Genomic DNA, 22916 nt, shown 5'->3' with positions numbered 1-22916 from the left:
AACTATAATGGCATTCTCTTTAAGGCAGCCGATAACAGGAAGTACACGAGCTACAAGTGGCAGGTGGGCACCGACGAGCGCACCTTCGACCAGCCCTCCTTTTCCCTGCGTTTCATGCAGCCGGTGGGCAAGGTAGATGTGACATTAATTGTGACTTACGAGCCCGACCTGAAGAACTTCCCTGATGACCCCGGCACAGACACCCTCACCAAATCTTTCTATGTGATGGATTGGCGCAACTCCTTGACGATCGGAAAATATGTGGGCTACAACGTGAGCAACCCGAACGATATATTTGAAGTAGAAATCAGCCGTGAGTTTGATGTGGATGGTTTCCCGGTTTATGACATGCGGAATATTAACAAAGGGTGTCAGCCTTCTCCCCATACCTGGAGTGGTGGAAGAGGTGCGAAAGCGCAAAAATTTTTTAACCATGAATGGTATGGGGATGGCTGTAAAGGCGTAGAAGCCTGGGTTGTTGTTACTTCTCCTGATTCTATTGAAATAAACTACACCTATGGGGATAATACAAAGCCCTTTACGCATACAGGATACCCAAGAGTTAAGGAACGGTTTATTGGTAAAAGAAAATAGAATTTAAATCTTAATTATACTAAGCATGAAACAAACTCTACTCATCATCTTTTTTACGTAAGCTTTTTTCAATGATTTTGCACAGAACTGTGCACCCAATAATATTACAACTAATCCCTTAGCCCCTGTTAATAACCAGCGGCCATCCAAAATTAATACCTTTAATTGGCTTCAGGAAAATTACCCACTATACTGGGTATACGATAACACTACTTCCATTAAATCTCCTTTTTACCAATTAAACAATAGTTTAACGAATCATTTTATTGAGAACAAGGAAATGTATTCTGCTTATGGGTGGGAATTGATTTTAAGCTTACTATCGCGGTTAGAGCAGGATAAGCAGATTGATTAGCATAAACACAAATGTGAACAGGAAGTACAGGAATTTTCCGGCGTAAATTTTAGCTTGGTGGGGCATGGCAATCATTTGTTATACCGATAGCAGCACTTTATGTGCGTGTGCCGTGTCGATGGGTTAAAGCTTAAATAATTGCATCAAAACTACAAAACCGAAAGGCCTGACGAAACAGTGTGTAGACAGACCCGGAAAATGACTCGATAAGTGGACTGTCAATATTTAACCTTTCGTCCAGGCTTTAATAAAATCGGAGTAACTATCGCTTATGGGTAGCTCCTGCCCGGAGGCCAGTTGTACTTTACGGTTCACGATGGCTTTAACTTTGGCAAACGGCACAATATAGCTTCTGTGTATTCTCCTGAATTTTTCAGCAGGCAGCTTCTCCAGCACTTTTTTCATTGTCATCAGCGTCATTACAGGCTTTCCGGCTACCACATGAATCCGGATGTAATCTTCCAGGCTCTCGATATAAATGATGTCTTTAAAAGCTACTTTCAGGAGGCGGTATTCGGAGTACACAAACAACCCCTCCAACTCCTCTTCGGCAGGCTGACTTTTGTACTTGTGGTAATCAATAGCTTTCTGAACAGCTTTCGAAAACCGGGGCATATCAATCGGTTTCAGCAGGTAATCCAGAGCCTCCACTTCAAACCCTTCAAAGGCGTATTGCTTAAAAGCTGTCGTGAAAATGATCATGGGTTTATATTCCAGCGCACGCACCAGGTCGAGGCCGCTAATGTCGGGCATGTTTATGTCCAGGAACAACAGATCGACGGGCACCTGCCGAATGAACTCAGCAGCCGATATGGCATCGTCGAAGGTTTGCACTAGTTCCAGGGCCGGCAGCCTGGCTACATAGGTTTTAATTACCTGCAACGCAAGAGGTTCATCGTCTACAGCAATACATCGGAGTGGCATATAAGTCAGTTTTATAATCCTAAATCTAAAGGTTCCTGTTTCCCAATTATTCAAATAAAAAGAGCCTCCAGAAGGATTTCAGTCATTTTTTAGCCAAGGGTATGGCCAAGCTCGGAAGCTGAATATCAGGTTTGCAGTGTTAGCTCCACGGTAAAAAAACCAGCATCCTCCAGAATAAGCAACTCGTGCCTGCCGGGGTAAAGGTGCATCAGCCGTTGCCTGGTATTTGCCAGGCCCACACCCGTGCTTACGACCTGCCGCCTTGTTTTAAAGAGCTTGTTTCTGCAGAAGAAATAAATCTGATGATCTTCAGCTTTCAGTTTGATGTTGATAGTGGCTGGCTCGTGGTTGCTGATACCGTATTTAAACACATTCTCCACAAAGGTCATGAGTACCATGGGCGGTACCTGCCGCCGCGACAGATCCCCTTCTTCTGCATACGCTACCTCTACAAATTTGCTTACCCGGAGGCGTTGCAAATCGATAAAGTCTTTGATACAGGCCACTTCGCTCTCTAAGGGCACAAACTCTGCCGTAACCTCATCGGTTACATAGCGCATAATATTCGAGAGCTTCATAATTGCCCCTGCCGTATGCTCACTTTCTGTTACAGCCAGCGAGTAAATGTTATTTAAGGTGTTAAACAAAAAGTGCGGGTTAATCTGTGCTTTCAGGAACGACAGTTCTGCCTTTGCTTTATCGGTTTCGGCCACTAAAGCGCGCTTTTCCGATTCGCGTAGTCGCTGCACGGTTTGTATGGCCAGCCCCATGGCAATAAGCATACAGAACAGAAAAATACTTGTAACATCGAAATGCACGCGCTGCCTTGGTGGCATAGGTGGTGGCCCGGGCCGCGGCATAGGGGCAGCCCTGGGCGCAGGCGGCCCCGGCATGCTGGCTATCGGGGGCTGACGCAGTTCCCCCCTGTCCTGCGTAACTAGTCGATCGAATGGCCTGAGCAACACGAACAGCACCAGTAACAGCAGCACCGACAGGCTATAAGCCATATACTTTTTACGGGCGAAGAAACGTGTAAAAAGCCAGTAAGTATGCGCATAAAACAGGATAATATACGATAGGCTAAACAACCAATAGCTCGGCTGAGAAAGTAGTTGCAGGATGTCGGCACTCGTTCGCTGCTGCGACAGAAACAGCATAGGCAGGCACAGAAAAATGGCCCACCCCACCACATGCGATACAATGGTAGTTACTTTCGCTTTCTGCATACCTTCATGTTCCGCTTAGTTTCTTCTACCAACTCTTTTAAGTCAGGCCTGGTTTCTGTACAGCTTCTTTCAAATACCTGTTGCAGAACTTTCTGGCTGCAAAACTACTCTAGCAGAAGCATGCTTATGAAGTAGTTCGGGTAAATAGCTGAAATGAATCGATAGTTCCTCCTGTTTGGCTAGCCTGTGTACTCCCTTCTGCTGGTTTTAACTTACAAATTATTCGAATAAAAATGCCCTTCCAAAGCATCTGAAGAAGTTTTTAGTTCAAGGGTAAAAAACCAAAGGGCTCCGGCTCGTCCACACATTTGCCTCCTTTACCGGCACATAGTTTACATTAGCCCGCTATTGCCCAATCTTTGATCATCTAAATTTCAAAAACTTTGACCGCACATCATCATGGAAAGAAAGAACTTCCTTAAAAGTTTGCTGCTTGGAGCAGTGTCTGCGCCAGTACTTATCAGCAGTGCCTGTAACAAAGACGAAGAATTGGTAGAGCCCGGTACTTCTGCTGGTTCGGGAACAGGCTCCGGCTCCAGTGGCTGCACCGTGGCCCCTACCGAAACTGCTGGCCCCTTCCCTACTAAAAGCCCTGCCTCCTATATGCGCAGCGATATAACCGACGGCCGCACCGGCTATAAAATGACTGCCAAAATTACCATTGGTAATATAAATAACGCCTGTGCCGGTCTGGCAAATGCCATTGTCGATATCTGGCACTGCGATGCACAGGGTAATTACTCCGAGTATGGCGGAACAGGCATGCAGGCAACCAACTACCAATCGGTGCATTTTCTGCGTGGCAGGCAGGTTACAGATGCCAACGGTCTGGTTACGTTCACTACTATTTTTCCGGGGTGGTACACTGGCCGCGCTACCCATATTCATGTGCATGTGTACAATGCCAGTGGCACTTCCTTAAAAATAACTCAAATTGCATTTCCTGAAGGCGCTGGCAGTGCTGTGGCGGCAGTTAACGGCTACAGCAAAGGCTTATCGGGGTATACCTACAACTCCAGAGATAATGTTTTCAGCGACGATACGGCCGGTATCCAGATCGCCACAGTTACCGGCGACACCAGCAATGGTTTCGAATTGGCAATTCAGCTGAATGTTGCCGCCTAATGTAACGAGCATCATCAAAAATAATCAACCGTTTATAATAGTATTTCCTCCGGCTGTTTCAGAAACTAGTAAAAAAGCCTTTAGCAGGAGAGCACCAACAACAAATTAACGAAGAAAGCTCATGCCGACCCGCGTCATAACATTTTGTTACCGAAAGGTAATTGATGCTACAGCTACTACACCCTGGGAAAAACTGGTGTTCGACGACAGTTACCAGGAGTTTAAAATGCAGGCGCAGTACTATAACCAGGAAAACAAATACGGCTCTTTTGCCGAACTGCTCCAGCATAGCCCGGGTGCAGAGCGCTTGCACTTTCTGGTAAGTGCAGCGGTAACAGCCTATGTGCAGCAGCTAAACGGTATCGTGCCCGACATCCTGAACAGTGTAGGCAGGCATTTTCTTAAATTCAACAACTATCGGTTCGAAATCATTAACTCCGATGTGCTGGACAAAACCAAACACCAGGTCGCTATTAACTTTGTATCGGACCCCATGCACTGGCACGACACCTTGGGACAGTTGCTGCTGATATCGGCAGAACCAGATAACGGAACAGAAGTGCTAACCGAACTGGTGCCATTGCAGCCCTATTTTACCATCTACTCCTTACAAACAAAAGCCATATGCTAAAGCAGACTCCGGGCAAAATATATTTGGCAGACCAGCGGGGGCATGAGCACGCTGCACACTACAACCGGAACAGCACCTTTAATTTCGGGATTTATAACGATGTCCATAAAGCGCCATTCAGACGGTTATACGTTCTGAACGAAGAGCAACTTGCTGCTGCAAGCCATAGTACCTACACCCCAAAACAGCCCGTGTATGTGGTAGTACTACCTGTTACCGGAGCCCTTGAGGTAGAAGTAAACGTATCGGACAAAACAAAGGTGGAGGTAGAGCAGGCATGGTTACAGTTCGTTGCGCCTGGTCAGAGTTTTCAAATAACAAACCCATACCCAGACAGCGTCATCAGTTTTCTGCAGATCTGGATATTGGCCTCTGCTACACCAGCTGCACCTGGTCAGGTGGCGAATTTCACGTTAGATTATAATTTAAACAAGCTCGCTCCTGTTTTACCAGCGGTGGCTGGAGCTGGAGAGCAGCCTTTCGCCCTGAGCCTGGCCTGCCTCCATGGCCGCGAAGAATTAAATTATTGCCTGCAGCGAGAGAAGTCGGCTGTATTTGCTTTTGTACTTTCCGGAGCCTTCGAGGTAGAGGGCCGGTTGCTCCACACACACGATGGGCTGGCTCTCTGGAACACTGAAACGGTTGAAATAGAAGCATTGAGTAACCACGCCCTACTCCTGCTGCTGGAGCTTTTTAACGCCTGACAACCCTTGACCTCAAAAGGCACAAAAACCTTCGGAAGGTCATTTTCATTAGAATAATTTAAAATCGGATAGTAAAGGACACCATATGTAGCCGGCAACGCTTATTTCCATAACCTGATGTTCTTAGAACTTGCTTCTAAAGTAGTATTTAATTTCAAAGGTGTTCAAAGTCGCCGAGTGGCTGCGGAAAATAATCAGGAGCAACGACTTTCGCGCTTTTGTACTTTTGATTACCCTAGCGACTGATTTTTAAAATAAACCTTAAAAACAGTTCCTTTCCCTAACTCACTTTCTAACTCAATTTTGCCGTCGCTGTTCTCCACAATTCGTTTTACGATAGTCATGCCTACACCGGTGCCTTCGGTGTGGTCGTGGAGGCGGGTAAACATGCTGAAAACTTTTTGGTGGTCCTGCTCTTTTAGGCCAAGGCCATTATCTTGCACGGCCAGCACAATGTAAGCATCTTCGGGGTAGGTACTTACCTTTATTACCGGCTTCCGCACCGGGTCACGGTATTTAATGGCATTCGATACCAGGTTGTACACAATGCTTCTCAGGTTCTTGCGCGAAAACACCACGCCCGGAGCAAACGAGAAGTCCTCATAAATCTCTGCCTCCGACTCCTGAATCATACGCTTTATATGCGATTTCACATCATCCAGTATTTCCTCGAAGTTGATGCAATCGTGCGATATTTCCTCCTGGTACTGCAGTTTGGCTACCTCCGTCAGGTCGGTGAGCGTATTTTTGAACCGGTCTATGGAGTTGTCTATCATCTGCAGGATAGAGTTTGTCTCCGCCAGTTCCACGCAATTATCGTTTAATGTTTCCTGTAAGGCTTTAATCAGGCCCTCTATGTTTGTGATGGGTGCTTTTAAGTCGTGTGAGGCCGTGTAAACAAAATTCTCCAGGTCCTTGTTTATTTTGATGAGTTCTTTGGTGCGGTCCTGCACCCGTTGCTCCAGTTCCCGGTTAAGGTTCAGAGCGGCTTTATTGGCCTTTTCGAGTTCCTTTTTCTGATTGAAGAAGTTGATGAACGCAGCTACCTTGGCGCGGGTAATATAAGGGTGCAGGGGCTTAAACAGAAAATCGACGGCACCAGCCTCAAACCCAGCCACCACATGCGACGATTGCTCTACAATGGCAGTTACAAAAATAATCGGGATATCTTTGGTTTTGGAGTTATTGTGCAGGTACTGCGCCACTTCATAACCATTCATACCGGGCATCTGCACATCGAGCAGTATGAGGGCCAGTTCCTCGCGTAAGGCAATTTTCAGGGCATCTTCTCCGGAGCCGGCAAACAGGTACCTTATATTTTCTCCTTCGCTGTAGAGCAAACTTTCCAGGCTGATCAGGTTCTCCGGCTTATCGTCAACCAGGAGCACCTTCACCAGGTTAGCATCTAGTAGCTCAACGGAGTCAGTCTGTGGTTGTTGGTCAATCATCATGTAATCGAAAGTAAGTATTCCTGAATCCTTCCTAAACTCATTACGCTGCAGCCAGGCACTAATTTTATAGCTGATTCGGGCATGGTACTGATTTCGGCCTCTGCAGGGTCCTGCACAATGGTTTGGCCACCTTTATCGTAAATGTACTTTAAGCCAGCGCTACCATCTTTGCTGGCACCGCTTAGCAGCACCCCTATTACCTGTTTCCCAAATATATCGGCAGCACTCATAAAAGTCACGTCTATAGAAGGGCGTGAGTAATTTTCTAAATCAGAAACATCTAATGAAAACGTATTGTCTCTTTCGAGCAACACATGGTAATTGGCTGGCGCCAGGTGCACACAACCAGGCCTTAGCAGCTCCTTTTCCTCTATCTCCTGCACCTGCAGCTTTGTCTTTTTCTCATAGATCCGCTGCAGGTCGCTTTCGGTGTTGCGGAGGCGGTGCAGCACCAGTACTACTGGCAATTTAAAGCCCGAAGGCAGCGCCTGCAGCACTTGTATAGAGGCCTGTATGCCGCCCCAGGAGCCTCCCATTACCAATACTTTATCATAAGCACTCATTAGCTTGCTTTGCGGTAAATTCTGTTGCTTTTGTCTGTGAGTTGATACCGCGCATTTATAACCGAAAGCGACAGCGTCTCTTTTTTGCCCAGGGCCAGGTAGCCTAAATCAACCATACTTTCGTCGAAGAGCTTGAACACGCGCTCCTGCAGGGCATGCGTAAAGTATATAAGCACATTGCGGCACAGAATCAGGTGAAACTCATTAAATGAAGCGTCGGTGGCCAGGTTATGCGGGTAAAACACTACATTTTTTATAAGATACGATTTAAATTTCAGGCTGCCATAGTTGCTTACATAATATTCTGAAAACTCCTTTTTCCCGCCTGATGCATAGTACCCTGCTGTGTACGCAGCTATGTTGGTAGCCGGAAAAATTCCTTCCTTCGCCTGCCGCAGCACTTTCTGGTTTACATCGGTGGCGTAGATCTTGGTTCGCTCCAGCAGCCCCTCCTCCTGCAGCAGTATAGCCAGCGAAAACAATTCCTCGCCGGTAGAGCAGCCTGCATCCCAGATCTTAATGAACGGGTAAGTAGAAAGAATAGGCAGCACATTCTGGCGCAGCGACAGGAAAAAAGAAGGGTCGCGGAACATCTCTGTTACGTTTACAGTAATTTCCTGCAGAAAACCTTCAAAGAAAAAGCTGTTGCCGAGCACCGACTGCCGAAGCTCCTGCATATTCTCGATGCCTGTATTACCCACAAAACGCTTAATGCGCCTGTAGAGCGATGCCCTGGAGTAGCCCCTGAAATCATAACCATACTGCAGGTGCACCTGTTCCATCAGTTCTTCGACGTCGTGCTCAAACTGCGCCTCGTCCTCAACCTTCATACAGCCAAACCCGCATTAACGTCAGCAACTTATCGGTATCTATCGGCTTTGGTATATAGTCTGATGCGCCGGCTTTGATACACTTTTCCTTATCCTCTTTCATGGCTTTGGCCGTGAGCGCTATTATGGGCATACGTTTGTGTTTCGTGTTTTTTCGGATCCGCTTTATGGCTTCAATGCCGTCCATTTCGGGCATCATAATATCCATCAGCACCATGTCTACGTCAGTTTCTGTTTCCAGTTTCTGTAAAGCTTCTTTTCCGTCATAGGCAACTACGGCTTCCATGCCATGAAGTTCAAGTAAACTGCTTAACGAGTAAACGTTACGCACATCGTCGTCTACGACAAGTATTTTACGGTCTTTTAAAATCTGTTCCGGCACATGCAGCTTCATCTTGAACTCATTGCCAAGTGGCAGCTTCTGGTTAACCTTGTGCAGGAACAGCTGCACCTCGTCGAGGAGGCGCAGGTAGGAGTATTCGTTTTTAATAATAATGGTGTTGGCAAATTCCTTCAGCTTAGTTTCTTCTTCCTCACTCAGGTCTTTGCCGGAGTACACCACAATCGGTATGGAAGCCAGCCCCTCTTTCGACTTAATGGCACGCATAAACTCGTAGCCTTTCATGCCAGGCAGGTTCAGGTCCAGAATAATGCAGTCTACTTTCTGCTTGGCCAGCACCCGCTCCGCTTCCTCGGCTGTGTACACAGAGGTTGAGCGCATGCCGTGGGCCAGCAACAACTCGGCCACGGCCTTGTTCTCTATCTCGTTGTCTTCTACAATTAATATATTCTCGATGGCACCATCTGTTATGCCTGCAATAGTGGTAAAGGCTTTGTTCAGCATTTCGAGGGTTACCGGCTTTGGCAGGTATTCCTCGTTCTCCTGAAACTCGCCTGTTACCTCGCTGTCGTAAGCCGACATAACGTGTACATTGATGTGGCGCAGGTCCTTGTCTTCCCTTATCTCGCGGAGCACGTCCCAGCCGGTTGTATCGGGCAGGTGTATGTCGAGCAGAATAGCGTCGGGTTGCTCGGCTTTAGCCAGTGCCAGGCCATCGGCTCCGGTGTAAGCTTTAAAAACGGTAAAGTTTTTAGCCGTGGCAAAATCAGCCAGAATATCGCTGAAGCCTTTGTCATCTTCCACGATCAGCACTTTTATTTCTTTTTTGTCTCTGGAGGTAATGCGCTGAAGCACCTGCACCACGGAGTCTGATTTTGGGGAAACAGGAGTAGCCGGCAGCGCGAGCGGAGTACCGGCCTGCTGTGGCTGAACCTGCTGCGGCTGTGGCTGCTCGTGCGGCGTGCGTGGCAGGTAAAGCGTAAAGGTGCTGCCAACGCCCGGCTCACTCTCCAGCTGCAGCTCACCGCCTAAAATAGTGGCCAGTTCTTTACTGATGGTGAGTCCCAACCCTGTGCCTCCATACCGGCGCGTAGTAGAAGAATCGGCCTGCTGGAAGGCTTCGAACACCATCTCCTGCTTGTCTTTCGGAATGCCGATGCCCGTGTCTTTAACCGAAAAGGCGATAATCTCCTGGTGTTCCTTCAGGGAATCGGTTTTAAATCGTGGTTTGTTCCGGACAGGGTAAATAGAGAACTCTACTTCCCCGCCTTCATCTGTAAACTTAAGGGCGTTCCCGATAAAGTTCTTCAGAATCTGTTCCAGCCTGAAACGGTCGGTTACCAGGGTGTCGTACATATCGGGGGCGATATGCTGCGTAAACCGGATGTTACGTTTTCGGGCCACCTCACCAAATATTTGCTCCATCTGGATGTCGGTGGTTCTGGTTTCGTTTACCTCCAGGCGTACCAGCCCCGATTCTATTTTGGAGAGGTCCAGTATTTCGTTTATCAGCTTCAGCAGGTCGTTTCCGGAGCGGTGTATAATCTGGGCATGATCCACCTGCTTGGTCGAGAGCGTGTTTTCGGTGTTATCGGCCAACAATCGCGACAGGATGAGAATACTGTTGAGCGGCGTGCGCAGTTCGTGGCTCATGTTAGCCAGGAAATCGCTTTTGTATTTGCTTACCGTCTCGACCTGGTTAATTTTAAGTTCTATGGCCTGGCGAGCATCTTCTAGTGCATCGTTTTTACCGCGCAAGGCTTCGTACTGCTCTTCCAGGAGCTGGGCTTTTTCTTCGAGTTCTGAGTTCTTTTCCTGCAGCTCTTCCTGGTTTACGCGCAGTTCTTCTTCCGAGGCTTTGAGTTCTGCATTCAGCTGCCGCAGTTCCTCCTGCTGGGTTTCGAGTTCTTCGGCCTGGTTTTGCGTTTCGTAGAGCAGCTCCTGTGTTTGCAAATGTATCTTGAGCGTGTGAATCATAACGGCTACGCGCTCAGAGGCAGCTTTAAAAAACTGCTGGTACAAATCGTTGTAGGCAGTTCTGGAGCAAAGTTCTATAGCTCCCACCAGGTTCTCGGTGAACTGCAGAGGCAGAATAATTATGTTAGCCGGGTCGCTCTCCGATAGGCCGGTTTTAATTTTTAGGTTAGCATCAGGCACCTCGTGCAACAGCTTCACTTGCCGCTCGCTTACGGCCTGCCCCACCACGCCAACACCTATCTTAAAAGAATCGAGTTGCGCTGCGCTGTACTGTACCCCGTAGGTTGCTTTGGGGCTCAGCCGCCCCCCCTCCTCATGCAGGTACAGAATACCTGCCTCAGAGCCGGTATAGTTGCATAAAAAGACTACTACCTTTTCCGAAATCTCATCTAGTACGGTAATACCAGTGAGCAGATCGTTCAGTTCAGATATGCCAGCCAAAATCCAGCTCCTGTTGGCATTGTCGGTTGAGAAGCGTTGCAGGTTTTCCTTCATGTCTTTGATGGCGAAACTCAGGCCATCTTCCTCGCTCTGCACCTCTACCTCTACCTCATAATTGCCTTCACCGATGGCCTGCGCCACTTTCGTAAGCGACACGTTTTTGTTTAAAACACCTCTGAAAGAATCTGCCACCAAGCCAACTTCATCTTTGCTGTTTACGCCAATCTCCACGTTTGTGGCACCTAACCTGATGCGATCGGCGGCAACTTTAAGTTTGGCCAGCGAATTAGAAATAAGGCTCACAATGTAAAACGACAGCCAACTCATCAGGAGCAGCAACACAATGGCTGCTATGGCCAACACGATCAGGTACTGGTGCTTCTGCCGTATTTCATTGGCTACCTGAACCGTAATGGAGTCCAGCAGCGACTTTTCTACTTGTCGAAAATCTTCTATACTTGTAGTGAAATTATTGAATACCGGAACCGCATTTTCAGGATCGAAAGAGGTTCCAGGGTCACGGTCGATGCGCTGTAACATCAGGGCAATTTGCCGGTAGTTGTCTGACGACAAAACGGAAGCTACCTCAGCAGAGGTATTGGAACTGGCGAACCGATCGAAATCGACTAAGGCACGCTCGTAGAACCTTTTATGCGAACGCATTTCTGCATAATCTTCAAAATCAAAAACCCCTTCCTGCATTACCTTCATCAGCAGGCTACGCATGCGCGCCAGCTGAATCTTAGCTTCTATTAGACTTCTTAAACTCAGCATCTCCTGACTTAAGTCTTCATCGCCTACTCCGTTGGCATTAGAATCTATGCGGCCCAAAAAAGCATAAATAAGGTCTTCTGAATAACTCCTGAATTTTGGTACATCCAGTTTATCTTTATCTACATCGTTGCGGTACTCCTGCAGAGAATGCAACAGCGAGATATCCGAAAACGATCGGCCTGTCTTCTCCAGAAATTGCTTCAGGTCACGTTCGGCTGCATCGGTAACTGTGCGCTGTGTTTTGGCTGCTAGCAGATAATCTTCATTTCCACCTACCGATGCAATCATACGAGCCCGCTCCCGCTGAAATTCGTGTATAACGTTCGATAATTTTTCAGACTCTGCAAGCTGGACAGCTTCGTTGTTCAGGCGGTTATTCTCCTCTATCTCCAGCTGCACCGCATTAAATACAAAGTAAACAAGCGGAAAAAGCAATAGCGACAGCAACAGCAGCAGCTTATCCCTGATTTTAAGGTTTTTAATAACGTTCATGTAATCGGTTAGTAAAAGCTAAAGCGACTTCTTGGATCTTAAGGTTGCAAAATACTAAAACACGTTCTAAATGTTCTCCTATTTGCATACAATCCAACTATTTTTACGCTTTTAGGCACCAATTTAACTTTTACTATAACCTAAAATCAGTATAATGTAAAGCGGCTGGCGCCAGCAAGCTGTGGCTGAAATGCTTTAAGACTGCTGGTCTTCTTTTCTGAAAGTAACTGTAAAAACAGAGCCCCGGCCTTCTTCGCTCGTCACGTTTATTTTGTCGCCTGAGTTACTGAGTATTTTTTTAACCAGGTATAAGCCTATACCCGAGCCCTCCACGTGGTCGTGGGCCCGTTTAAACATCGAGAAAATTTTATCGACCTGGTGGTTGGCTATTCCTAAACCGTTGTCGGCAACGGAGATAACATAGTCGCCGGTAGCTGCTATAGAGGTGCTGACGCTGACTTTGGGCGCTCTCTTCGGGTCTGCGTATTTTATGGCATTGGAGAGGAGGTTAAATAAGATGCTCCGCAGGTTTTTGCGGGAGTACTTGAGGCTGTCGAAACCCTGCAGTTGCAGCGTTATTTCTGCCTTGCTACTGGAAATAAGTTCGCGCATGTTCGCTTTTACCTCCACTACAAGTTCTGCCAGATCAACACACACCGGCCGCTCTTTATCCTGCTGCAGTTTAATGATGTCGGCTAAATCGGCTATTACTTTTTTAAGCGTCACAATAGAGTCCGACATCATGGTGAGCACCTCCTCATGCGCCTCTTTCTGTGGCCCCATATCTTCCTGCAGCGCGGTTAGCAGGCCTTCCAGGTTTACGATCGGTGATTTTAGGTCGTGCGAGGCGGCATAAACAAAGTTGTCGAGTTCGTTGTTTATCCGGATGAGCTCTTTGTTTTTTTGCGTAAGTTCTTCGTTGCGGCGGCGCTCGGTCAGGTCGCGGGTTACTTTTGCGTAGCCCAGCAAGCGGTTGTGCGAATTGTATATTGGAGAAATAACGACGTTTGCCCAAAAAGCCGTACCATCTTTACGTTTTCTCCAGCCTTCGTCTTCGAAGTGTCCATTTTCAATTGCCTTGTTCAGCTCGAACTGCGGAAACCCGGATTGTATGGCATCCTGGCCGTAGAAAATAGAGAAGTGCCTGCCTATTATCTCTGAGGCAGTGTAGCCTTTAATGCGTTCTGCACCCGTGTTCCAGCTCAAGATTACGCCATCGGGGTTCAGCATAATGATGGCATAGTCTTGCACACTGTTAATGAGCAATTTGGTTTTTTCCTCACTCTCCTTCAGATCTTCGTTGGTGCTGAAAAGCTGCTGCTCCAGCTTCCGTTTTTCGGTCAGGTCCCGGGTTATTTTAGAGAAACCGATGAGCTCATTTTTGGCATTGTACATAGCCGTTAAAATGGTGTTGGCCCAAAACACAGAACCATCTTTTCGGTAACGCCAGCCTTCATCCTCAAAGCGCCCTTTACGCTTCGCCTCCTTCAGCTCATACTCCGGAAAGCCTTCTTCAATGGCCTCCGGGCTATAGAACTTAGAAAAGTACTTACCTAAAATCTCATAACTTTCATACCCTTTCATGCGCCTGGCACCTTCGTTCCAGGTGGCTATGTTACCGGCAGGGTCGAGCATGAAAATGGCATAATCTGTTACTCCTTCTATCAGGAGACGAAACCTTTGCTCACTAACTTTCAGCTCCTCCAGGGCCAGATACAGCTCATCTTCTGCCTTCTTTCTTGCGGAGAGGTCGCGGGTAACTTTAGAAAAACCGATTAAGTCGTTGTGGCTATTGTAAATAGCTGTAATGATCACGTTTGCCCAGAATACAGTGCCATCTTTGCACACACGCCAGCCTTCGTCCTCAAACCTTCCGTTTGCTCTAGCCTCTCGCAGTTCCATGCCCGGGTAGTCTTCGGCTTTGGCTTCGGAGGTGTAGAAAACAGAAAAATGCTTCCCTATTATTTCCTCTTCTGAGTACTGCTTTATTTCTTTCGCGCCGGCATTCCAGGTGGCAACGCAGCCGGTTACGTCAAGTAAAAAAATAGCATAATCAGTTATCTGATTCACCAACAAACGATAATAATCTTCTGTTGAAGTGGCAGGCTGAGAGGCTAATACTTCTGGTGTAAGGTTAGATTCCATAGTTACTGTTAATGTATAGGATGAGCTCTGCACCACCTTCTTCGTCAAAGGCTCTTCCTGCTTATTTAAATGTCTGAAACTACACGAAACAAGATTTTGGAAAGTAACGATTATTTGATGAACAAAAGAACATTTTATGCTCCAAAGCACAGGCTGGAAAACCAGCAACAAACCAATTTATTTTTCGCTTAATGGATGCATTGCTTCGGGAGGACATAAAATGCTTAGCTACTAATGCAACGGGAGATTTACAAACAAGTTAGAGCAAGTCTGAAACCCGATGTACGGCATTGAGCGCAAAACAGTAACAGAATAGTTGCAACTACATGCCAGGCCCTTAAAAATCAGGAGGTTTATTTTACAGATAAGTTACAAAAAGGTTTACCTGCTCTTGTTTTAGCTGAAAATAAAGGCGCTTCCAAGCAATATTAATGCGGAGCGTTGCCTCTACACTAACAGCCTAGCCTTCGCTGTTTTACCAAAAGGCTACTAACCCTTGGAGGCTAAATTGCTAAAATGACTTTGGAAGGTCATTTTCATTTGAATAATTTAATGAGGGTATTCCAGTAAAAATCCAGGAGCGGCATAACCGGAAAGAACTCCATAGCTGTTGCTGCCACCGACCTATATCAGAGTATCTACAAGCTTTTTTAGCTAAGCGACGACAATCAACAGCCATGGTTATCATCGATCACACACTAAGCTTCGCAAAACACATTTTATTTCTTGTTAATCATCAGAAGCAAATGAACATGGCGGCAAATTACTTCTCCCCTATCTTCCAAAATCCTGAACTTCTGATGCCATGAAAAGAAGTTGCGAATCAGGAATTAGGAATCATCAACGAAGTCTCAAAGGCAGTGTTACTTTTATTCTACAGAAAGACCTCCCTTCCTAAATCTTGCTTAATTTTTCAAATGAAAATGGCCTCCAGAAGAAAAAAACAGCTTTTTTATCCAAGGGTAAGTTTGTAGGCTAAGTGGTAGTTCAGGTGTAAAAGAGACTTTTAGATTTATGCAAAAGCAGTCGGTAGTATGTTCTGGTTAGACCTGAACATGTTGTGCCTGTCGTACTTGCTTTTTATTTCTGAAAGCCGCTCCAGATTCAAACCATAAGCTGCCTGAATCCTGGTTTCTTCGTCTTGGGCCATAAAGTTGACGTACACGCCACCAGTTGCAAATGGCGCCAGCTCATTAAAAAATGAGCGTGTCCATTGCACGTTTTGCTCATCTTCAGGGGCAGTATCCCAACGGGTGTGCACATTTACTATATACTTGGCATCGCGGTTGGCGTAAGCTGTTTCATCGTTGCCGATGCGGCTGATCTGGCCACCAACCTGGGCTACAAATATTTCGGTTTGAGGAGTTGGCAAGTTACCGGCACGTGTTATCAGCAGGTCCAGCACCTCATCGCTAAGTTCACTCAAGTTATGCGACTTCCAGTAGTTGCGGGCACCCGATGTTAGCAAAGGATCGAATGCCTGCTGCCAGCTGGTATACACATGTGGGCCCACCACATCGGCAATGGAGTTACCGAAGGCACGAATCGGGTCCAGAACAACTTTACCTACGCTTACATCACCTTCATAAAAGACAGCCAGAATAACCACTTCCTTGCCATGCCATTCCTCCGCCAGAAATGGTAAAGGCGGTGCCTTCCGCATTACTGCCCAAACAACTGCTTCGTCTGGCAATGTGGCCGAAAACTCCCGGTAAAACTGCAGCACCTGCCGGGCATGCTGGTATGGGTAAACCACCAAGCCCGACAGCACCTGAGGCCCCACCTGGTGCAACTGAAATTTAAAGGAGGTAATGATGCCAAAATTTCCGCCCCCGCCCCGCAAGGCCCAGAACAAATCTGCATGACTGTCTTGGCTCACGGTTAGCAGATTTCCATCGGCGGTTACGACATCGGCCGAAAGCAAATTGTCTACTGTCATGCCATATTTCCGGCTAAGCCACCCAAAGCCTCCGCCAAGTGTTAGGCCGGCAATGCCTGTGGTCGAGTTTATGCCTACGGGTGTTGCCAGTTCAAAAGCCTGAGCTTCGTGGTCGAAGTCGGCAAGGGTGCAGCCAGGCTCTACGCGCGCCGTTTTGGTTACCGGATCTACACGCACACCACGCATCTGCGATAAGTCGATCATCAGGCCGCCATCGGTCAGGCAGCTGCCAGCAATGTTATGGCCACCACCCCGAACAGAAATCAGCAAGTCGTGCTTTCGCGCAAAATCAACGGCATGCTTTACATCTGCTACACCAGCACAGCGCACTATTAGCCCCGGAAACCGGTTAATCATACCATTCCAAATAGCCCGGAGTTCATGATAGGAGGGTGATTTAGGAGAGATAAGCTCACCGCGGAGGCAACTGCCCAATTGCACGATATCTTTCTCTGTCAGCTCTACAGTTTCACCACTAAGCTTGCTTAGGGTATATGTGTGTACTTGCACATTAATACTTGTTAACAAACAATTATTTTCTTGTCAGATGTAGGAAAGGTTGGTGCCAAAACCGATAATCCTTCTGCTGAAGGAGCTGCATAGGTAATGTAAATATACGTAATTAATTTATATTTATTGTTACAAAAATACTGATTTAGATACCAGCATAAGTACTCATTCTTCTTCTTGTTAGCTAAAGGTTTGATGGTTTAAAATCTTATCTGTTTCTTTAGGAGTATTTACTTCGGCTTTTTTACTCCTGGGCCAGGTGGTTGTGGCAACCACAGGGGCAGTGGCTGGCAAATTTCGTTCAGCTAATAGCGGAGGTAAAGCTACTTAACATCTACTATGAGTTTTTTAAATGTAGCAGGAGTCAGTCTGCTTGAAAATGAAAATGCGGCGCTACAAGATGTCAGCTTTTCGCAGGAGGAGTTTCAGAAAATTGCCATTGCAGGTGAGACAGGCTCTGGCAAAAGCACTTTGCTGCAGATAATTGCCGGGCTTACAGAGCCAAGCGCCGGCGAGGTTTTTTTTGAAAGCAGAAAAGTAATCGGACCTGTCGAAAAGCTGGTTCCGGGCCATCCGCATATCTTTTACCTGTCGCAGCAATTCGAGTTGCCGCAGTTTTTACGGGTGGAGCAAATTCTGAAATACGCCAACAAGCTCTCTTCCGAAGAGGCAGCTGAACTCTACGACCTCTGCCGGATAAGTCACCTGGCCAAGCGACAGACAAACCAGCTTTCGGGTGGGGAACGCCAGCGCATTGCACTGGCGAGGCTGCTGATAAAACGGCCAAAGCTCCTGCTCCTCGACGAGCCTTTTTCTAACCTGGATGGCGCCCACAAAAAAATCCTCAAATCCATCATCCACGACATCGGCGAAAAGCTCGACATCACCTGTATCCTCATCTCGCACGACCCACACGACACGCTTTCGTGGGCCGACCAGATTCTGGTGCTGCAGGCCGGGCAAATCATTCAGCGAGGCACCCCCGAGCAGATTTATAAACAACCTGTAAACGAATACACCGCCGCCCTCTTCGGAAATTACAACCTGCTGCAAGGAGCAGCTGCAAAAGCAGTGGCCACTGCAACTGGCATCAGCCTGAACGGCAAAAACCTGCTGATCCGCCCCGAAAATATTCTTTTGTCAGCAGATGCTGCGGAGGGCGTGGCAGCTACTGTACAGCAGGTTAATTACTTTGGCAGCCATTACGAGGTGCAGCTACAGGTGGCAGGTACAGTTGTTACTTCCAAAACTACAGACCCGCACCACCAGCCAGGCTCCGAGGTATTTGTTTCCTTTTCGCCTGCCGATGTGTCGTATGTATAAGCGCTTATGCTATGCTGAGCACTTTTTCTGCCCCAACTGCTCCCGATAGGTAAATGGTAGGCAACTTTACCCAAAAAGACCCTTGACACTTTTTTCATGTAATTGCTTCTGGAGGCCATTTTCATTTGAATAATTGAAGTTACGCATACTGAGTATTGTCCCCCTTTGAAGGGGGTTGGGGGATGATTTACACATGTGATCAATTATTTTCAAATTGCAGAAGCATCAAGTTCATTGCCCACGTTTTTGCTAGTAAGTTTAACATCCCCCTACCCCCTTCAAAGGGGGACATTTTCTTCTGTAGTATAATAGTGCGTAACATCAGTGAATAATTGAAGTTACGCACTCAGTATATTGAATAAAATTTGTATTTCCTGCCCCTTTAATTATAGCTGCTGTTTCAGTAGCAGATGCTCGTAGCCCTTAATCCCAGTTCTTGGGTTGAGCGCCTTTGCAGGTTTCCGGTGCCGCGGGAGCGGCAGCCCGCTTGCGGGCAGGAAAGATGCAAAGGCGCTCAACCCAAGAACGAGGCCCCGCGGCCTTGAGCGCTCGGAGCAAAACAATGGAACATGCAGGGCTAAGGGCACCGAATGAAACTGTTACCATATGTATTAGAACCAACTTAAAGCTGCTACTTACCTGAAGGTGCGTAACATCATTTGAATAATTGATGTAGCCCTTCTGCTAATTAGAAGCCTCCTTCAAGATGTTCTTGAAACTTTTAGTAACAGTTGCATAAGTTACAGTTTTTGGGCTTCTAGGTAAGCAGGGTCTTGATTAGGTGATGATTAGCTTAGTAGCAAGACGCTCGCAGGTCTGTAAAACGTTGCGAGGTCTGATATTACTTGTAAAGGCGTTCGTTTTACCTGCTCTGGGAATAGTAGTATTTTGCTGGCGCATTAGTCCGAAGCTTTAGGAAATAATTTGGCACCTCCCCTAAAATTAAATTTCGAATTACGCTACCTGGCCTCCGCTGAAATTACCTGGCACCACACCTCTGTAGCGCCAGTACCTTTAACAGTATAAGCCACTAGCAACCTGTTTTCGCTGAGAGGTGAGATAACCGGGTAAACAGCGTTCAAAGTATCTGGTGTGATAGGTTTGGCGTGCAAAAAATCGCCGTTGCCATTTCGCAGCTGCAGGCCCACCTGGTGGTTAGGTGCTGTCTGCCGGGCCGCCTGTTCATCCCAAACAATGGCTAGGTTACCGCCTGAGAGTGCAGCCATTTGCGGATGTCGCGCTGCCGGTGCCTGGCTTACGACCTCCCGTTTTGTAAATGGTTTATCATTGGCTTTCCGGGCATAATAAACACCGTGGCCACCACCCATCGTAAACCAGGCAAAGTGCATACCGCCCGCTGTAGCAGCCATAGCCGGACCAGTGTGCGGGCAGCCATCAATCAGCCAGTTGTCTTCGCTGATGCGTTCCGGTTCCGAAAAGCTATTTCCTCCGTCTGCTGACACCATGTACATCATATCGCGGATTTGCCGGTTCAGAATTCCCCGGTAAGCCACGTGCAGTCTCCCCTCCTCGTCGAGGTAGAGGTCGGTGCGGCAGCATTGGCAGAGGTCTGAGTCGATCACTTTCTCCCCCACAAACCCTTCACGGCCTTTGGTGCGGGCAAAGTAAAGCGAAGAACCATGCGCCTGGTCCTCCTTCCGCGAGTCGAGCCAGATAGCGGCTACTTCACCGTCTGGCAATAACTCCATATCGAAATAGCGCTCATCTATGCTTTCCTGCGTATTGGTTGCCAGCTGCCTTGGCTCCGTCCAGGTGCGGCCCTTGTCAAACGACTGGGTATAATACACCAAACCGGCATAGCTGTTCTGTTCCCTGGGGTTGCTCACGGCAAACATAGCTATTATGTCACCATTCTGCCGGAACAGGATTTTCGACAGATTTTCATCATGAGGATAAACTCCTTTAGTAGTAGGTATGGGGCGAGGCGTTCCAAAAGTTTCATCACCGTCTTCTGACACGGCATAGGTTAGCAGGTAATTACCCAGCGAATCGCTTGCCTGTACCCAGCTCAGCACCACACGGCCTTGCTGGTCCTTCGTCAAGAAGGGGCACGATGCTGCCAGTCCAGCTTCAGAAATCCGGAATGGAGTTGGCGCAGTAACAGCATCTGTAGCTGAGGTTTGGCAGCCTGACAAAAGAAGCACCAATCCTAAAAATATGTAAGTAATACTATGAAATGAATAGGTTATGCCTTTGCTCATTTTGCTGTAACTGTTTAAAATTAATTAGCCTTTGCACTGAAGTTATAGGCAATACCGATGTGTGTGGTTCTGGGGCTACCCTGGCGGTAGCTATGGCCATAGGCATATTTATCGGCGGTAGTGGCGTAGAGTTGGTTTGTGAGGTTCAGCATGTTTATCCATACTTCAAACCCACTGATGCTGTAGCCCAGGCGGGCATTCAGCAGATCGTAGCCGCTGTAACGCTCGGTATTGGCAGGGTCCAGGAAATATTTGCCCAGGTGCTGCCATTCGAGGCTCATGCGCAGGCCGCTAACAAAGGCTGGTTTGTAAGTAAGCTCCGTATTGCTGATGAAGCGTGGCGCTGTGGCCATTTCTTTTCCACTGAAATCTATGCCGCGCTCTACAAAATCGAGGTACGTATGCCGGGCGTTGGTACCACTAAACCGAAAGGCAATCGCTTCTGCTGGCTGGTAACGCAGCGTGTATTCTACGCCACGGTGGCGGGTTTTCCCGGCATTCTGATTTTCATAGGAACCATCGTCCAGCCTCACCGATACAATTTCGTTTTGGCCATCGAGCTGGTACACACTTAGGTCGAGGTAGCCGGTTGCCTGGGCAAAACTGATCCAGCCGCCGGCTTCGTGGTTGTAGTAGCTGGCTGGCTTCAGAGTGGGCACCTGCACCCCACGGTAAAGCTCCGAGATCTGTGGCGGCGTAAACCCGGCACTGTAATTCCCATACAGGCCCATGCCTTTGCCAAGATCATAGGTCAGCCCCAGCTTGGGTGTCAGACTATTAAAGCCGTTTCGCTCATCTGGTGCACCAGAAAAAGCCCCTGGCTCCAGGTGGTTGTTAAAGTCAAAATCAAGCCGGTCGTACCGGATAGCAGCCAAAGCCTTTAGCCTGTTTACCGGGTTCAGCTCAAACTGGGCATAAGCCGCCGTGTTTAGTAGCTGCGCCTCATAATTGGTTAATAACACATCTGATTTGGCGTATTGTATATACTTCCCGGCATCATCCCGGTCTATGGCGATCTCCTCTGCCACGTAAGCTGCAGGACTATAGTCGGCGCTTAAGCCTCCAATTAATTGCGCATTCAGGAAAGAGAAGGATTTCCGGTGCTGGGCCAGCAAACCAAAACTCTGAAAGGCATCTTCGTTTATCTCGCCCTTCGCTATTAATGGGTTAGCGGCGTTGTTCCTGATGGCGTAAAAGGGATTCTGCCCAATGCTGTTATTTCTATAAAATGCCGTAACGCGTGTGCTGTTTGTTTGGTCCCAATCGTGCTCCAGGGTACTTCTGAGCCTGAAGGCATTTACTTTTCGGTAAGTAAACGTGTGCAGGCTGCTGTACTCTTTGGCATAGAAACGCTTGGAGTCGAGACCTCCGGTTTGTTCTGTCTCATAGTCGATCAGACTGGCAGTGCTTACTAGTTTGGTTCTGTCGCTGAGGGCATAGTCGGTGCGGAGGGTGAGCGCCAGTTTATCAAAATCGCTGTGCTCGATAATGCCGTTCCGCTGCGTTGCATAATAACCTGCCACGTATATTCCCAGCTTACCTATTGTATTCGATACACTGAAATCGGTCCTCCTGTAGCCTCTGTCGCTGGCTTCGGCCTGCAACCTGGCTGTAAAAACCTGCGATGGTGCCTGTGTTATAAAGTTAATGGCCCCTCCTATGGCCTCGCTACCATAAAGCGACGAAGCAGGCCCGCGTATTACCTCAATGGTTTTAAGGGAGGCCATGTTTATTTCGATGAGGGCGTTGTGGTTAAAATTACCCCCTGTTCTAATAGGAATACCATCTTCGAGGTACAGAAACAGGCTTTTGTAGCCGATAGGCTGCCGGATAGCCATGGTATGCTGCTCGTTGCCCAGGTTCACCATGTAAACCCCACTGACCTTGTTCAGCACCTGCTCCAGAGAAGTGGGCTTCGTCTCAAGTAGCACCTCCTTCGAAATGGCACTGATGGCGACAGGTGCATCGGTGCGTACCTGCGCTTCTCTGCTGGCCGACACCACCACCTGGTGCAACAGGTTTGAACTTGGTTGCAGCAACACAAGCCGCTGATGATTGGCAACGGCCACAGCCTTTTGTTTATAACCAACAAAAAAATAAACGACAGTATCTGTTGGTGTCGCCGCTGCCAGACTAAAGCTGCCATCTGGGTTTGTTTGTGTGCCGCTGAGGGCTTGTTTTACATGTATGGAAACCCCTGAAAGAGGCTCCTTTGTCTGTGCATCCAACACCTGGCCGCTGATGCCAGACTGTGCATACACCGTGGCCCCGTGCACCAGCAGGCACACGAGAAGGCAAAGCATCCGTTTCATAAAAAAGTATAGAATAAGTTAAACCAAAGCCAATAAAT

The 22916-nt window shown here is 47.7% G+C and carries 15 protein-coding genes; 5 read left to right on the top strand and 10 right to left on the bottom strand.

Annotated elements, in window-relative coordinates:
• Positions 1–594 (top strand): hypothetical protein (locus FVR03_RS24330; protein ID WP_187270086.1); only part of this gene is annotated, 594 nt, incomplete at its 5' end.
• Positions 595–1174: 580 nt separating this feature from the next.
• On the opposite strand, the gene FVR03_RS07820 is transcribed toward FVR03_RS24330, so the two are convergent.
• Both FVR03_RS07820 and FVR03_RS07815 read right to left on the bottom strand, forming a co-directional pair.
• Positions 1175–1873, bottom strand: a complete 699-nt coding sequence (locus tag FVR03_RS07820; protein WP_147921184.1) for a LytR/AlgR family response regulator transcription factor — start codon at positions 1871–1873, stop codon at positions 1175–1177.
• A 125-nt stretch (positions 1874–1998) separates the two neighbouring features.
• The gene (locus FVR03_RS07815) at positions 1999–3099 is read right to left on the bottom strand and encodes a sensor histidine kinase (RefSeq protein ID WP_147921183.1); all 1101 of its coding nucleotides are present in this window, start codon (positions 3097–3099) and stop codon (positions 1999–2001) included.
• Between the two features lie 399 nt (positions 3100–3498).
• Here FVR03_RS07815 and FVR03_RS07810 point away from each other — a divergent pair, with 399 nt between their 5' ends.
• The 3 genes from FVR03_RS07810 (at position 3499) to FVR03_RS07800 (ending at position 5559) form a co-directional block, all read left to right on the top strand.
• Positions 3499–4224 carry a dioxygenase family protein gene (locus FVR03_RS07810; protein ID WP_147921182.1) on the top strand — a complete coding sequence of 242 codons (726 nt, stop codon included), beginning with the start codon at positions 3499–3501 and terminating at the stop codon, positions 4222–4224.
• A 121-nt stretch (positions 4225–4345) separates the two neighbouring features.
• A complete protein-coding gene (locus tag FVR03_RS07805) occupies positions 4346–4855 on the top strand; it encodes a hypothetical protein (RefSeq protein ID WP_147921181.1) in 510 nt (169 codons plus the stop codon).
• A complete protein-coding gene (locus tag FVR03_RS07800; protein ID WP_147921180.1) occupies positions 4849–5559 on the top strand; it encodes a pirin family protein in 711 nt (236 codons plus the stop codon). Before FVR03_RS07805 ends, FVR03_RS07800 begins: the two co-directional genes overlap by 7 nt.
• A gap of 230 nt (positions 5560–5789) precedes the next feature.
• On the opposite strand, the gene FVR03_RS07795 is transcribed toward FVR03_RS07800, so the two are convergent.
• The 6 genes from FVR03_RS07795 to FVR03_RS07770 form a co-directional block, all read right to left on the bottom strand.
• Positions 5790–7010, bottom strand: coding sequence for a sensor histidine kinase (locus tag FVR03_RS07795; RefSeq protein ID WP_255474119.1), 1221 nt, complete (start codon positions 7008–7010; stop codon positions 5790–5792).
• On the bottom strand, positions 7007–7573 hold the full coding sequence (locus FVR03_RS07790; RefSeq protein WP_147921179.1) for a chemotaxis protein CheB: 567 nt from the start codon (positions 7571–7573) through the stop codon (positions 7007–7009). Before FVR03_RS07790 ends, FVR03_RS07795 begins: the two co-directional genes overlap by 4 nt.
• Positions 7573–8403, bottom strand: coding sequence for a CheR family methyltransferase (locus tag FVR03_RS07785; RefSeq protein WP_147921178.1), 831 nt, complete (start codon positions 8401–8403; stop codon positions 7573–7575). Before FVR03_RS07785 ends, FVR03_RS07790 begins: the two co-directional genes overlap by 1 nt.
• Positions 8393–12427: a response regulator gene (locus FVR03_RS07780; protein WP_147921177.1), complete on the bottom strand. Its 4035-nt coding sequence runs from the start codon at positions 12425–12427 to the stop codon at positions 8393–8395. Before FVR03_RS07780 ends, FVR03_RS07785 begins: the two co-directional genes overlap by 11 nt.
• Before the next feature lie 195 nt (positions 12428–12622).
• On the bottom strand, positions 12623–14572 hold the full coding sequence (locus FVR03_RS07775; RefSeq protein ID WP_147921176.1) for a PAS domain-containing sensor histidine kinase: 1950 nt from the start codon (positions 14570–14572) through the stop codon (positions 12623–12625).
• 1012 nt (positions 14573–15584) lie between these two features.
• Positions 15585–17021, bottom strand: a complete 1437-nt coding sequence (locus FVR03_RS07770) for an FAD-binding oxidoreductase (protein WP_222707193.1) — start codon at positions 17019–17021, stop codon at positions 15585–15587.
• Between the two features lie 339 nt (positions 17022–17360).
• On the opposite strand from FVR03_RS07770, the gene FVR03_RS07765 reads away from it, so the two are divergent.
• Positions 17361–18344: an ABC transporter ATP-binding protein gene (locus FVR03_RS07765; RefSeq protein ID WP_147921175.1), complete on the top strand. Its 984-nt coding sequence runs from the start codon at positions 17361–17363 to the stop codon at positions 18342–18344.
• A gap of 959 nt (positions 18345–19303) precedes the next feature.
• Here FVR03_RS07765 and FVR03_RS07760 read toward each other — a convergent pair.
• Positions 19304–20566, bottom strand: a complete 1263-nt coding sequence (locus FVR03_RS07760; RefSeq protein WP_147921174.1) for a sialidase family protein — start codon at positions 20564–20566, stop codon at positions 19304–19306.
• A 20-nt stretch (positions 20567–20586) separates the two neighbouring features.
• Positions 20587–22878: a TonB-dependent receptor gene (locus tag FVR03_RS07755; RefSeq protein WP_147921173.1), complete on the bottom strand. Its 2292-nt coding sequence runs from the start codon at positions 22876–22878 to the stop codon at positions 20587–20589.
• Positions 22879–22916: the final 38 nt, after the last annotated feature.

This window comes from Pontibacter qinzhouensis, from assembly GCF_008017455.1.
GTDB lineage: Bacteria > Bacteroidota > Bacteroidia > Cytophagales > Hymenobacteraceae > Pontibacter > Pontibacter qinzhouensis.
This window is presented reverse-complemented; position numbering and strand designations above follow the sequence as displayed.